Annotated in this window: 3 protein-coding genes; all 3 read left to right on the forward strand. The window is 69.8% G+C overall.

Annotated elements, in window-relative coordinates:
• The first annotated feature begins 23 nt into the window (after nt 1-23).
• From IEQ11_RS12405 to IEQ11_RS12415, 3 genes are read left to right on the forward strand one after another with little or no spacing between them, the layout of a single operon-like run.
• Nucleotides 24-2,528, forward strand: a complete 2,505-nt coding sequence (locus IEQ11_RS12405; RefSeq protein WP_191820619.1) for a M28 family peptidase — start codon at nt 24-26, stop codon at nt 2,526-2,528.
• Nucleotides 2,525-4,138 (forward strand): cyclic peptide export ABC transporter, encoded by a 1,614-nt coding sequence (locus IEQ11_RS12410; protein ID WP_191820620.1) that lies wholly within the window; start codon nt 2,525-2,527, stop codon nt 4,136-4,138. The genes IEQ11_RS12405 and IEQ11_RS12410 overlap by 4 nt, the downstream gene beginning before the upstream one ends.
• Before the next feature lie 36 nt (nt 4,139-4,174).
• Nucleotides 4,175-15,154 (forward strand): non-ribosomal peptide synthetase/type I polyketide synthase, encoded by a 10,980-nt coding sequence (locus IEQ11_RS12415; RefSeq protein ID WP_191820621.1) that lies wholly within the window; start codon nt 4,175-4,177, stop codon nt 15,152-15,154.
• Nucleotides 15,155-15,159: the final 5 nt, after the last annotated feature.

The following is a 15,159-nucleotide window of genomic DNA, read 5'->3' on the forward strand; positions in this document are numbered from 1 at the left end:
GGTAATTCATTGGAGGGGAGCGGATGAACGAGAACCAAGCAGGGGCGGGCAGCGACGGCAAACCGCGGACGCAGCCGACGCGGTGGTGGCGGACGCTGGCGGGACTGGCGGCGATCGTCGCCGTCGTGGCCGTGACATGGTCGCTGTCTTCGCCGCCCGCCGTGCGCGGCGACGGCGGTGCCGGCCACGCGTTCTCGGTCGAGCGAGCGATGTCGCACGTGCGGCAGATCGCGCGCGCGCCGCATCCCACCGGCTCGGCGGCCAATGCGAAGGTGCGCGATTACCTCGTCGCGCAACTGCGCGCCAGCGGCCTGCAGGTTGAGGTGCAGCGTGAACTCTCGTCGGGTCAGGGCAGCTTCGCCTGGGTCGAGAACGTCGTCGGCGTGCTGCCGGCGACAGGCGCCAGCGCCGGCAAGCCGCGCGACGCGGTGCTGTTGATGTCGCACTACGACTCCATCCCGTGGGCGCCAGGCGCGGCGGATGCCGGCGCCGGCGTGGCCACCGTGCTCGAGGCCGCGCGCGTCGCCGCCGGGTCGGACCGCGGCGCGCGCAAGCGCGATCTGATCGTGTTGCTGAGCGACGGCGAAGAAATGGGCGCGTTCGGTGCGCGCGCCTTCTTCGATCGCCACGCGCTGGCGCCGCGGGTCGCGACGGTGTTCAACTTCGAAGCGCGCGGCAGCAGCGGACCGGTGCTGATGTTCCAGTCCGGTTCGGGCAGCGCGCCGCTGCTGCGGTCGCTGCACGACGCAGCGCCCGTGGCGAATTCGTACTCCGATGAAATCTACAAGCGCATGCCCAACTTCACCGACTTCAACGTGTCGCTGGAGCGCGGGCTTCCGGGCCTGAATTTCGCCTTCATCGAGGGCTATTCGGACTATCACTCGCCGACCGATACGCCCGACCATCTGGCGCCGGCGACGCTGCAGCACATGGGCGACCAGGCCATCGGCGCCATGCGCGCGGCGCTGTCGGCAAGCTCGGTCGCGCCCGCGGCGGGCGCCGAGCCGGCCTATATGAACTTCACCGGCAAGGCCTTTTTCCAGTACCCGCGCTGGCTCGATCAGGCAGCGCTGGCGCTGGCCACGCTCCTGCTGATCGTCGCCGCGTGGCGCGGCCGCCGCTGCGAGCCCGCCGGCGTGTTGGCCACGGCGCGCGGCGCCTTGGCGGTGCTGGCGGCGATCGCGGTCGCGGTCTCGGTCGTGCTGTCGGTGTCGGCGTTCGTGCGCGAGGATTTCTGGCCCGGCGCGATGCAGCGCGCCGTCTCCGCGCATCAACTCGAATGGTTCCTCGCCTGGACGCTGCTGGCGGGCGGCGTGCTGGTGGCGATCCTCGGCGCCGCACGCGGCGGCCTGCGTTGGTGGTGGGCGCTGGCGCTGGCCTTGCTGGCGGCGCTGCCGATGCTGCGTGCCGGTTCGGTGTTCATTCCCGGTCTGGTCGCGGCCGCGCTCGTCGCCGGGCTGTTGTACAAGCCGCTGACGGAGACGGCGCTGTTGCGCGGCGGCGAGGCGCTGTTGCTCGTGCTGGCCTGGGGGCTGGCGCTGGCGCTTCCCGGCGCGGCCAATATCCTGGTGTGGCCGTTGCTCGCGCTTGCCGTCGTGCGCGTCATCGCCGCCCTGCGCGGACCCGCCGCGCCGGCGTGGAGTTCGTTCGCGCTGGCGATGCCCGTGGTGGTGGTCGGCGGCGTGATCCTCGGCGAATTGGCGATGCGGCTGGATCAGGCCCTGGGCGTCAGCGTGCCGGTTATCGGCGCGGTGCCGGTGCTGCTGCTGTGCGTGTTGTGCATGCACGCCTGGCTCGCCCACGGCGCGGCGCGCGTGGGCGCGGCGCTGGCGTTGTCGGGTCTCGTCGCCGTCGTCGCGCTGGTGTTCGTCAATCCGTTCGACACGCGACATCCGCTGCCGAGCAGCGTGTTCGTATTGAACGACCGCGTGCAGGGCGTGGACTGCCTGGCGAGCATCGACGCCACCGACGACGCCTGGAAGCGCTCGGTGTTGGGCGATGCGGCGCGTGCCTTGCCGAACAATCTGTATGCGCCCGAGGTCTGGCGCGAAACTCGCTGCCGGCCGCTGGGCGAGCGCGCCGCCGCGATCGGCGTGCCGGCGACGACGCGCATCCGCGTGCTCGGCGTGGAGCCGCAGGGCGAGCTGCGACGGATGCGTCTGGCCGTGACCGCGCAAGCTGGTCACGACGTGCTGGACCTGTACCTGCCCAAGGGCGTCGACGCGCGCAGCGCGTCCGTGCAGAACCGTTCGATCCACGCGCCGACCGCCGAAGGCTTCGAGCAATGGCCGGTGCGCATCCGCGGCTTCGCGGTGCCGGCGGGAGAGCTCGAACTCACGCTCGACATTGGCCCGGGCCCGCTTCCGGATGCGCTGCTGGCGGTCACCATCGACCACGGTCTGCCGGGCGGACTCGCATTGCCGGCGCGCCCGGCGGGTTTGATGGCGCAGACGCATCCGTATTCCGATGCGCGCGTCGGCGTCGCCCGCATCGCGCTCGAAGCGGCTCCAGCCGGCCCGTCGCCGTGATCGCCGAAACGATCCGGCGTCATCGGATTCCCCTGGCCACCGCCGGCGCATTGGCCGCGGGCAGCGCGCTGGCCTCGATCGTGCTAATCACCCAGATCGGTACGATCGCGGGCGGCGTCTTCGCCGGCACGCCGAACTCCATGCTCTGGCCGGCCGCGGCCAGTCTGGTCGCGATGCTCGCGCTGTCGGCGGCGGCGCAGACGTTCCAGGCCCATTTCGGCGCCGCGGTGATCTCGGACCTGCGTTCGCAGTTGTGCGCGCGGTTCATGGCGCTCGACTACGCGCGCTTGATGTCCAACCGCGAACGCATCGCCGGCGCGCTGGTGGTCGACGTGACCCGGATCGCGCAGATGCTGCTGGTGCTTCCGCAGGCGTTGTTCAACGCGCTGGTGGCGCTGTTCTGTCTGGCCTACCTGGCGTGGCTGTCGTGGCCATTGCTGCTGGTGCTGGCGGGATTCGTGGTGATCAGCGTCGCTTGCGCCCTGGCCATCCTGCGGCGCACCGAAGGTTTCTTCGCGCGTATCCGCGAGGAGGAAGACAGCCTGTTCCGCCACTTCCGCGCCATCGCCGAGGCGAAGAAGGAGCTCAGCATGAATGCCGCGCGCGCCGCGCATTTTTCCGAGCGCGTGCTGGGACGCGCGATCCGCGACAACGAAGTGTCGCTGCGCGCGGCCAACCGCTGGCTGGGCTACACCGAAGTGTGGAACATGGCGATCGTGTACGCGGCGATCCTGTCGGTCGCCTTCATGGGCCGGGCCTATCTGGGTCAGGACGCCTCGCAGGTGGCCCGCTTCGTCATCGCCTCGCTGTTCCTGATCGGACCGATCAGCGGCCTGATCGCCGCCATCCGCCAGGTGGTCGCGGGAATGAGCAGCGTGCGTTATCTGCGCACCCTGGGCCCGGCGTTCTCGGGCCCGGCGCTGGTGGCCGCGGTCGATCCGACGCGGTTCGCGGGATGGTCGCGACTGTCGTTCCGGCAGGTCGAATACCGCTATCCGGGCGACGCCGATGAGTTCCGTTTCGGGCCGATGGACCTGGAGCTGCGGCGCGGCGAAATGGTGTTCGTGACCGGCGGCAACGGCAGCGGCAAATCGACCTTGTCGCTGCTGCTCACCGGCATGCTGGCGCCGAGCGGCGGCGAAGTGCGGGTGGACGGCCATGCGTTGACGGCGGCCGACCTGGGCGACTTCCGCCAATTGTTCACCGCCGTGTTCGCCGACTACTGGCTGTTCGACGATCTGCTCGACCGACGCGGGCGCAGCCCGCCGCAGGCCGGAATCGAGGCCTTGCTGCACAGGCTGGGTCTGGATCGCAAGGTCACCGCGACCGATGGCCGTCTGAGCACGCTGGATCTGTCGCAGGGCCAGAGAAAGCGCCTGGCGCTGACCCAGGGCTATCTGGAAGACAGCGACATCTACCTGTTCGACGAGTGGGCCGCGGACCAGGACGTGGAATTCCGCCGCTGCTTCTATCAGGAACTGCTGCCCGAACTGAAGGCCGCCGGCAAGACGCTGGTGGTGATCACTCACGACGACCGTTACTTCGACGTGGCCGACCGAGTGGTCCGGTTGGAGTACGGCCAGGTGGCCGCCGACGCGAGCGCGGTCTGAGCGAGTCACGAACGGCGTCATCGCCAGGAACACGCAATGAGCAAAGCAACAGGCATCTCCAATTCGTCCGCGACGCGCGATGGCCACGAGGCCGCGATCGCCATCGTCGGCATGGCCGGGCGTTTCCCCGGCGCCGGCGATCTGGAATCGTTCTGGGCGAATCTCGTGGCCGGCGTCGAGTCGGTCCGCGATTTCGACGACGCGAGCCTGCGCGCGGCCGGCGTGGCGCAGTCCGATCTGGCCGACCCGCGCTATGTCCGCCGCGCGGGCGCGCTGGACGCAATCGAATCGTTCGATGCCGATTTCTTCGCGATGACGGCGCTCGAGGCGCGCGCCACCGATCCGCAGCAGCGCCTGTTCCTGCAGACCGCGTGGACCGCGATGGAGCATGCCGGCTACGGGCCGGGCTCGCGGATGGGCACGGTCGGCGTCTATGCCAGCGCTTCGACCAATGCGTATTTTCTCGAGCGCCTGGCGCGGCGACCGGAGCTGATGCAGGCGGTGGGGCCGATGGCGCTTTCGATCGGTAACGAGAAGGACTATCTCGCCACCCGCACCGCCTACAAGCTCGGGCTGCAGGGACCGGCGGTGACGGTGCAGACCGCCTGTTCGAGTTCGCTGGTCGCCGTGCATCTCGCCTGCCAGGCGCTGCTCGCGGGCGAATGCGATATGGCGTTGGCCGGCGGCGTGTCGGTGCGGACCCTGGAACCGCGCGGCTATCGGCACGTGGACGGCGGCATCCTGTCGTCGGACGGGCGTTGCCGGCCGTTCGACGCCGATGCGAGCGGAACCGTGTCGGGCGACGGCGTCGCGGCGGTGCTGTTGAAGCCGTTGGCGCAGGCGCTGGCCGACGGCGACTGCATCCACGCGGTGATCATCGGCAGCGCGGTCAACAACGACGGCGACGACAAGACCGGATTCACCGCGCCCAGCGTGGAAGGGCAGGCGGCGGTCGTGCGCGAGGCGTTGGCGGTCGCCGGCGTGGAGCCGGAAACGATCGGCTATCTGGAAGCGCACGGCACCGGCACCGCGCTCGGCGATCCGATCGAATTCGCCGCGCTGAAGTCGGCGTTCGGCGACGCACAGGCGCCGTACTGCGCGCTCGGCGCGCTGAAGGCCAACATCGGCCACCTCGACGCGGCGGCCGGCATCGCCGGGCTGGTCAAGGCCGCGCTGGCGATCGGTCGCGGCGAACTGCCGCCGAATCCGCATTTGCGCCAGCTCAATCCGCATATCGATACGACGGGCAGCCCATTCCGTTTTCCGCTCGCGCGCGAAACCTGGCCGCTGCGCGACGGCGTGCGCAGGGCCGGCGTCAGCTCGTTCGGCATCGGCGGCACCAACGCCCATGTGGTGCTGGAATCGCCGCCCGCGTCACAGGTCGTGAGCGCGCCACAATCGAAATGGGCGCAGCCGCTGCTGCTGTCCGCGCGTACGCCGGCGGCGTTGACCTCGCTGGTGGATGCGATGCGGCGCCGGCTCGCCGATGCGGGCGATGCCTACGCCGCGATCGCCCACACCACGCGCACGGGGCGCAAGGCGTTGCGCTACCGCACCGCGATCGCGGCCGCCGATGCGTCGGCCGCGATCGAATGCTTGGACCGCGCCCAGATGCACGACGGCGAGAACGCACCGGCGCTGGTGTTCCTGTTTCCGGGCCAGGGCAGCCAGTTCGCGGCGATGGCCGCGGCGCTGTACGCGGCCTATCGCGGCTTCCGCGAGGACGTGGACGCGTGCGCGCGCGTGCTCGAGCCGCAGCTCGGCCTCGATCTGCGGCCGCTACTGCTGGAGCCTTCGCAGGCAGGGCGGCTGGAAGCGACCGAGCTGACTCAACCGGCGCTGTTCGTGGTCGGCTACGCGCTGGCGCGCCTGCTGGAATCCTTCGGTCTGCGCCCCAGCGCCATGCTGGGCCACAGCCTGGGCGAATACGTCGCGGCCTGTCTGGCCGGGGTGATCGCGCGCGACGACGCGCTGCGTCTGGTGGCGCTGCGCGGGCGATTGGTCGCGCAATTGCCGGCCGGCGCCATGCTCGCGGCGATGGCGGACGAAGCGAGCCTGCGCGACCTGTTGCTTGCGCAGGTGGAGATCGCCGCGGTCAACGGCGCGCGCCAATGCACCTTGGCCGGTCCGCCCGAATCGATTCGCGCGCAGGCCGAAGCGCTGGCGACGGCCGGCATCGCCTGCCGCGGCCTCAGCGTTTCGCATGCATTCCACAGCGCGATGCTGGAGCCGATCCTGCAGCGCTTCGCCGATGCGGTCGCGCTGACGCCGCTGTCGGCGCCGCAGCGTGCGTACATCTCCAACGTCGATGGCGGGTGGATCAGCGCCGAGCGCGCGACGTCGGTCGATTACTGGGTGGCGCATATGCGTCAGGCCGTGCGCTTCCACGATGGCCTGCGCAGCTTGGCTTCGCTGGGCGAGATCGCGGTCGTCGAGGTGGGGCCGGGCGCGGCGCTGGGGGCGTTCGCGCAAGCCGCCGGCGTGTCTTCGCAGAGTTTTCAGACCTTGTCGGCGAGCGACCAGGATCCGCTGGCGGCGCTGCGGGCGACGCTCGCGGCGCTGTGGGCGCGCGGGCATCGGATCGACTGGCGGCGGGCGGTGCCGGAGGCGCCGCAACGTCGCGTGCCGGTGCCTGCTTATCCGTTCGCCGAGGAACGGCACTGGATCGATGCATCGCCATCGACGGTGACTGAAGCTCGTAGCGACGATGTCGTTGCCCATTCGTCCTCAGGGTCCGGCTTTGTTGAAAGCGGTCTCGTTGAAATCGTTCCTGCTGCAATCGCTGCCGCCGAAACCGGTTGGGTCGAAACCGCGGCCTCGATTCCCGGCTGGCGCCGGCTGCCGCGGCCGCCGGCCGAATGGCCGATCGCGCCGCCGCGGGAGGTCCTGTGGTTCGCCGATCCGGGCGGCGCCGATCTTGCGACGCTCAGCCATCTGCGCACGCAAGGCTGGCGCGTGCGTCTGGTCGAGGCAGTCGCGGGCGTTGTGGGCGTGGTGACGCGATCGGACGGCTTCGCGCTCGACCCGGCGCAACCCGAAGCCCTGGCCCGGCTGGTCGCCGAACTCGGGGAGGGCGGCGCGGTGCCGTCCAGAATCGTCTACGCCTGGCCGATGTCGGCCCGCGACAGCGACGGCGAAGGCGCCGAACAGCTGTGCGTGCACGCGCCCATCGCGCTGGCGCGCGCTCTGGATGCGAGCGCCGGCGCGCGCTTCAGCGTCGACGTGCTGACGCTGGCGGCGCAGTCCGTCGACGGACGGGAACACGACGACCCCGCGCAGGCCCTGGTGGCCGGCGTCTGCCGGGTCGCGCCGCTGGAGCATCCGCGCATCGCCTGGCGTTGGCTCGATGCCGAAGGCGGCCTGCACGACGGCCATGCGCCGGCCGATCCGCTGCTGTTGGCGACGGCGCTGGCCGGTCTCGGCGTGGACGCCGGCGCGCATCCGGCGCATGCCGTCGTCGCTTTGCGCGGATCGCACGCGTGGGTGCCCGATCTGGCCGAGGCCGATCTGCGCGAAACCGATCCGACGCGGGCGATCGATCCGGAAACCGGCGGCGCAGCGCTGCGCGACCGCGGCCACTGCCTGATCCTCGGCGGCACCGGCGGCATCGGCCTTGCGTTCGCCGAGTATCTGACCGCACGCGTGGCGAATCCGCGGCTGACGCTGCTGGCGCGGCACGAGCGCGACGATATCGAGCGGCGACTGGACGCGCTGCGCGAACGCGGCGCCGCGTTCCGTCTGATCCGCGCCGATGTCGCCGACGCGGACGCGCTGCGCGCCGCCATCGCCGATGCCGTCGCCGCCTACGGCGCCATCGACCTGGTCCTGCACGCGGCCGGCGCGGCGGGCGAAGGCCTGATCCGGCATACCGATCGCGCGCGTCTGGCGCCGGTGCTCGATCCCAAGACCGCGGGCTTGCGCGCCCTGGATGCCGCGCTGGGCGACGCGCCGGTGCGGATCGTGTTGTGTTCGTCGATCAATGCGCTGCGGCCGGTGCCCGGGCAAGTCGGCTATTGCGCCGCCGGCGCCTACCTGGACGCGTATGCGCAGAAGCGATCGCGTCGCGGGCGGCGCATCGTCTCGGTCAACTGGGGGGCGTGGGCGGGCGTCGGCATGGCGGCGGCTCAGGGCGCTGGCGATATGCCCGATGCGCGCGCGATCGGCGATGCATTCGATGCCGTGCTCGGATTCGGCGGCCGTCAATTGCTGCTGACGCCGAGTCGTGCGGCGTCGGCTGCCGTTGCGAACGCCGCGCCGGCGCTCGTCGAGGCGACATACCCGGATGCGGTCGGCGGCGAGTTCGCGGCGGTGATCGCGCGCATGCGCGGCATCTGGAGGGACTTGTTCGCGCGCGACGCCGCCGACGATGCCGACTTCTTCGCCGTGGGCGGCCATTCGCTGATGGCGTTGCAGCTGATCGCGCGCGTGCAGCGCGACTTTGGGGTCGAGCCTTCGCTGCAAGCCTTGCTGGCCGCGCCGACCCTGGTGGGCATGGCGCGGGCGGTATGGAGCGCGATGCGCGGCGCGCAACCGGGCGCATTGCCGTTGGCGGATCGCAGCTTGCCGCTGCCGTTGTCGTGGTCGCAGCAGCGGCTGTGGTTTCTGGATCAGCTGGATGCGGCGGCCGGCGCGGCGTATCACATCGCGGCGGGCGTGCGCCTGCGCGGCGTACTGGACGAAGCGGCGCTGACGCGGGCGCTGGATCGCATCGTCGAACGGCACGAATCGCTGCGCACGGTGTTCGAGCACGGCGCGGACGGTCCGGTGCAAGTGGTACGGGCGACGAACGGACTGACATTGGAGCGGCAGGACCTGCACGCGCTGCCGGCTTCACAGCGCGAGGCCGCGCTGGCGCAGGCCTGCATGGCCTGGTCGGCGGCGCCATTCGATCTGTCGGCGCATCCGCCCGTGCGTGCGCTGCTGGTGTGTTTGCAGGCCGACGAGCACGTACTGGTGCTGGTGCAGCATCACATCGTGTCCGACGGTTGGTCACAGGGCGTGCTGGTGCGCGAACTGGGCGCGCTGTATGCCGCGTATGCACAGGGCCGGCCTGATCCATTGCCGGCACTACCGCTGCAATACGCCGACTATGCCGCCTGGCAAAGGGTGCGGCTTTCGCAAACCGACAGCGCCGAGCAGGTGCAGGCGTGGTGCGCGCAACTGCGCGGCGCGCCGGAATTGCTGGCGTTGCCGACCGATCGCCCGCGTCCGTCGTTGCAGAGCTATCGCGGCGGCCGTTTGCCTTTGCGTCTCGAGGCTGGGCTGACGCAGCGCCTGCACGCGCTGGCGCGGGCGTACGGGACGACCTTGTATACGGTGCTGCTGGTGGGCTGGAGCGCTCTGCTGTCGCGACTGAGCGGGCAGGACGAGGTGGTGTTGGGTTCGCCGGTGGCCAATCGGCCGCGGGTGGAACTGGAGGGGTTGATCGGATTTTTCGTCAACACCCTGGCATTGCGGCTGCGGGTGGAGGACACGGCGACGGTGGCCTCGTTGCTCGAGCAAGCCAAGACGAAGGTGCTTGAAGCACACGGGCGCCAGGATGTGCCGTTCGAACGCGTGGTCGAGGCGCTGCATCCGCGGCGCAGCCTGAGCCACAGCCCGGTGTTCCAGACGCTGTTGAGCCTGGACAACACGCCGGAGCGGACGCTGGCATTGCCGGGGCTGGACGTGGAAGGCTATGTGGTGTCGCATGGCGCGACCCAATTCGATCTTGGCCTGACGCTGCGGGAAGAAGGGCAGGAACTCAGCGGCGCGATCGAGTACTCGAGCGATCTGTTCGACGAGGACACCGTCGCGCGCTGGTCGCGGTGGCTGGAGCGTTTGCTCGACGGCATGGCGCGTTCGCCCGACGCGACGCTGGCTTCGCTGACGTTGTTGGACCAGAACGAACGCGCGCAATTGCTGCAAGAGAGCACCGGCCCTTCAGCTGAGCCGCCGCAGAAGACGCTGGTCGAGTTGTTCCAGACGCAAGTCGCGCGCACGCCCGATGCGCCGGCGTTGCGCAGCGGCGAAGCGCAGTTGAGCTACGCGCAATTGGAAGCCGCATCCAACCGCGTCGCGCATGCGTTGATCGAGTTGGGCGTGGTTCCCGATACCTGTGTGGGCCTGTGCGCCGGGCGCGGAATCGAGCTGGTAATCGGCTTGCTGGGCATCCTGAAAGCCGGCGGCGCCTACGTGCCGCTGGACCCGGACTATCCGCGCGAGCGCGTGCTGCAGATGCTGGAAGATGCCGCGCCGGTCGCGGTGGTGAGCGCCGGCGGCGCGGCTGCGCGACTGGGTGTGGACGGCCATGCGGTGCTGGAGGTGGAAGACACCGTCAACAGCGCACGGTCGCATGCGCCGCAAGTGGCATTGCGCCCCGATCACCTGGCCTATGTGATCTACACCTCCGGCTCCACCGGCCGGCCCAAGGGTGTGATGGTCGAACATCGCCAGGTCGCGGCATTGTTCGCCGCCACCCAGGCATCGTTCGGTTTCGGCCCCGACGACGTGTGGACCGTGTTTCATTCGTTCGCCTTCGACTTCTCCGTGTGGGAGTTGTGGGGCGCGTTGCTGTACGGCGGCTGCGCGATCATCGTGCCGTGGGAATGCACGCGTTCGCCGGAGGATTTCCTGGCCCTGCTGGCGCGCGAGCGCGTCAGCATGCTCAGCCAGACGCCGAGCGCGTTCCGGCAGCTGATCGCCGCTGGTGCCGGTGACACGCCGCTGCCGGCGCTGCGCGCCGTCGTGTTCGGTGGCGAGGCGCTGGACCCGCGCATGCTGCGGCCGTGGATCGAACGCCACCCGCCGGAGCGCGTGGCGATGATCAACATGTACGGCATTACCGAAATCACCGTGCATGCGAGCTATCTGCGCCTGCAACGCGATGCGATCGAACATGGCCATGGCAGCCCCATCGGCCGGGCGCTGCCGCACCTGCGCCTGTACGTGCTCGATGCATCGGGCGAGCCGGCGCCGGTCGGCGTGCCGGGCGAACTGTATGTCGGCGGCGCCGGCGTGGCGCGCGGTTACCTGCATCGGCCCGAGTTGACCTTGCAGCGCTTTGTCGCCAATCCGTTCGTGCCCGGCGATCGTCTCTACCGCACCGGCGACCTGGCTCGCCGGCGCGCCGACGGCGGCTTGGACTATCTGGGCCGCAACGACTTCCAGGTCAAGATCCGCGGGCACCGCATCGAACTGGGCGAAATCGAAGCGGCCTTGCGCGGGCTCGACGGGGTCCGCGAGGCCGTGGTCGAAGCGCGCGAGGGCGGCGAGGGCGAGCGCCGGCTGGTGGCCTATTTCGAAACCGCGGATGCGAACCTCGCAGCCGAGTCGCTACGCGCGGCGCTGATCGCGGCGTTGCCGTCCTACATGGTGCCGGCCGCGTTCGTGCGCGTGAGCCACTGGCCGCTGACGCCGAGCGGCAAGCTCGATCGCGGCGCGTTGCCGACGCCCGATGCCGAGGCCGCATTGCACCGCCGCTACCGCGCGCCGACCGATGCGCTGCGCCAATCGTTGGCCGACGTCTGGGCGCGGGCGCTGCAGCTGCCGGTCGATCGCATCGGTATCGACGACAACTTCTTCGAACTCGGCGGCGATTCGATTCGCAGCATCGCGGTGGTGGCCGAGGGCCGGCGGCGCGGTTTCGGCTTCGCGGTCGTCGATCTGTTCCGGCATCCGACCGTCGACGCATTGGCGCATGCGATCGGATCAAGCGTCGCAAGCGCCGAGGCCGATGACGCGCCGGACTGGCAAGTGCTGGACGCGGCATCGACCGAGACCCCGGTCGGCGACGAACTGCCCGACGGCGTGGAAGACGCGTGGGACGCGACCTTGCTGCAGCGGGGCATGATCTTCCACGGCGAATACGGCGGCGCCCGCGGCGTATACCACGACGTGTTCTCGTACCGCATCGATCTGCCACGATGGGACGAACCGGCCATGCGCGCCGCGCTCGATGCGGTCGCGCTGCGCCATCCCTCGCTGCGCAGCGGCTTCGAGCTGCGGCGCGACGGCACGGTGAGGCAGTGCGTGCATGCGGCGGCGCGGATCGCACTGACCTGCAGCGACCTGCGCGGTCTGGACGCGGACGCCCAGCGCGCCGCGGTGCTCGCGTTCCTGGCCGAGCAGCAGGCTCGGCCGTGGGAGCTGCAGAAGGCGCCGCTGTTGGCGTTCTTCGTTCATCGCTGCGACGGCACCCGGATCCAGCTGACGATCGCATTCCATCACGCGATCCTCGACGGTTGGAGCGTGGCGCTGATGCAGAGCGAGATCTTCGCCGAATATTTCCGCGCTCTCGGCATGGATGTGCCGGCGCCGTTGCCGCCGACCGTATCGCCGAAGGCGGCGGCCTGGCTCGAACACCAGGCGCTCGGCGTCGCGCGCCACGCCGAGTTCTGGTCGGGTTATCTCGCCGACGCCGAAGCCACGATCCTGCCGGATCTGCCGGGTTCGTGGCCGCACTGCGACGTGCGCAATCCGGCTGTCGCGGTGCCGGCGCCGGTGGCGGCGCGATTGTCGGCGCTCGCGTCCGAATTGGGGGTGCCGCTGCGCTCGGTGCTGCTGGCCGCGCATCTGCATGTGATCGGCCTGTTCGCGGACACGCAGGCGCCGATGACCGGCGTGGTATGCAATACCCGTCCGGAAACCGACGGCGGCGAGCGCACGCTCGGTCTGTTCCTCAACACCCTGCCGCTGCGGATGAGCGCGGCCCCGGGCAGTTGGAAGCAACGGATCCAGGCGGTGTTCGACGAGGAAAACCGGCTGGCCGAACACCGTCGCTATCCGTATTTCCGCATCGTGTCCGAGCACGCGCACCGGGCGCGTCTGGATGCGGTGTTCAACTACGTGCACTTCCACGCCCACCAGGCCATCCACGACGCCGTGCGCGATCGCGCGGTGCCCATGGCCGCGAACGATGTCGATACGGTCGAGTCCACCGGCTTCGGCCTGACCACCACGTTCTCCGGCGCGGGCGATGGCCTTGCTCTGGCCTTCGACGCCGACCGCGGCCGCTTCGGCCGTGACCAGTTGATGCGAATGGCCGACGCGTACCTGCGCGTGCTCGCGACGATCGCCGACGACGCCGACGCGGCATGGCAGGCGACATCCGCGTTGTCGGCGAGCGAGCGCAAGCGTCTGACCGCGGACTGGAACGCGACCGATCACGCGTATCCCCGCGAGGTGATGCACGCCGGGTTCGAGCGCCAGGTGCTTGAGCGTCCGCAGGCGCTGGCGGTGTTGTGCGGCGATGAGCGCTGGAGTTACCAGGCGTTGAACGAACGCGCGAACCGTATTGCCCACCGGTTGCTGGCCGATGGGGTGCAGGCCGGCGACCGGGTGGGGATCCTGCTCGAGCGCGGTCCGTGGATGGTGGCGGCGGTGCTGGCGGTGGCGAAGGCGGGCGCGGCCTACGTGCCGCTGGACCCGGCGCATCCGGTGCAACGGCTGCGCGAGACATTGCAGGACTGCGCGCCGCGGCGGGTGCTGTCGCAGCGATCGCTGTCGCAACACGAAGGCTTGTCGACGGTAATGGTGCTGTGCGTGGACGAAGCCGAACGGTGGTCGGACCAGCCGGTGTGGAATCCGTCGTCGCAAGGGATCGGCGTGGACGCGCAGGCGTTGGCGTATGTGATCTACACCTCGGGTTCGACCGGCCGTCCGAAAGGCGTGATGGTCAAGCACGCGGCGGCGGCGAACCTGTTCGCGTGGGTGGAATCGACGTTTGCGATGGGGCCCTCGGATCGGGTGTTGTTCACGACCTCGCTGAGTTTCGACTTGTCGGTGTACGACCTGTTCGGGGTGCTGTGGAGCGGCGGCAGCGTGCACGTGGCGCGCTCGGAGGAAGTACGCGATCCGGCGCGCTTGATCGAGCTGCTGCGCAGCGGGATCACGTTCTGGGACTCGGCGCCCGCGGTGTTCGCCGGTCTGGTGGGTTCGTTGACGGAGAAGGTGTCGCGCGACCTGCGGCTGGCGTTCTTCAGTGGCGACTGGATCGGCCTGGAACTGCCCGATGCAGTCCGGCGCGCATTCCCGCGTTGCGAAGTGGTGGCGCTGGGCGGCGCGACCGAAGCGACGGTGTGGTCGAACTACCATCGAATCGATCGGGTGGAGCCGCACTGGAAGAGCATTCCGTACGGCCGTCCGATCTGGAACGCGCGCTACTACGTGCTCGATGCACGCGGCGAGCCCAGTCCGGTGGGCGTTCCGGGCGATCTGTACATCGCCGGCGACTGCCTGGCCGAAGGTTATTGGAACCGCGACGAGCTGACCGCCGAACGTTTCGTGCCCGATCCGTTCGTGCCGGGCGAACGCATGTACAAGACCGGCGACCGGGCGCGGTATTGGGCGGACGGGACGATGGAGTTCCTGGGCCGTAACGATTTCCAGGTGAAGATCCGCGGTTACCGGATCGAACTGGGCGAGATCGAATTGGCGTTGCAGTCCTGCGCGGGCGTGCGCGACGCGGTGGTGGTGGCGCGCGGCGACGCAGGATCGGAGCGGACGCTGGTGGCGTATTGGCAGGGCGACGCAATCGAAGTGTCGGCATTGCGTGGGCGACTGCAGTCGCGTCTACCTGAGTACATGCTGCCGTCGGCGTTTGTACACGTGGACCATTGGCCGCTGACCCCGAATGGCAAGCTGGACCGCGCGGCGCTGCCCGCGCCGGAAGGCGACGCGCATGCGCGGCAGGCGTACGAAGCGCCCGAAGGCGAAGTGGAGCAGGCGCTGTCGCAGCTATGGACGGAACTGCTGGGTGTCGAACGGGTCGGCCGCCACGATCATTTCTTCGCCTTGGGCGGTCACTCGTTGCTGCTGGTCCAGTTGTCGCTGCGGATGCGCGAAATGTTCGCGATCGAACTGACCATCGACCTCCTGATGCGCTCGCCCGTGCTCAAGGCCATGGCCGAGGCGGTGGTCGACATGCAGTTCCAGACCTATATGGGCAGCGATGCGCAGGCTTTGAGCGACAGCCTCGACGGACTGTCGCGCGACGAGTTGCTGGCGTTGCTGGACGAGGAGGACGGCGTGACATGAGCCAC

This window comes from Lysobacter capsici (assembly GCF_014779555.2).
Classification (GTDB): domain Bacteria; phylum Pseudomonadota; class Gammaproteobacteria; order Xanthomonadales; family Xanthomonadaceae; genus Lysobacter; species Lysobacter capsici.

Coding starts and splice junctions, on each gene's coding strand:
- IEQ11_RS12405 (WP_191820619.1), top strand. CDS start 24: ATGAACGAGAACCAAGCAGGGGCGGGCAGCGACGGCAAACCGCGGACG.
- IEQ11_RS12415 (WP_191820621.1), top strand. CDS start 4,175: ATGAGCAAAGCAACAGGCATCTCCAATTCGTCCGCGACGCGCGATGGC.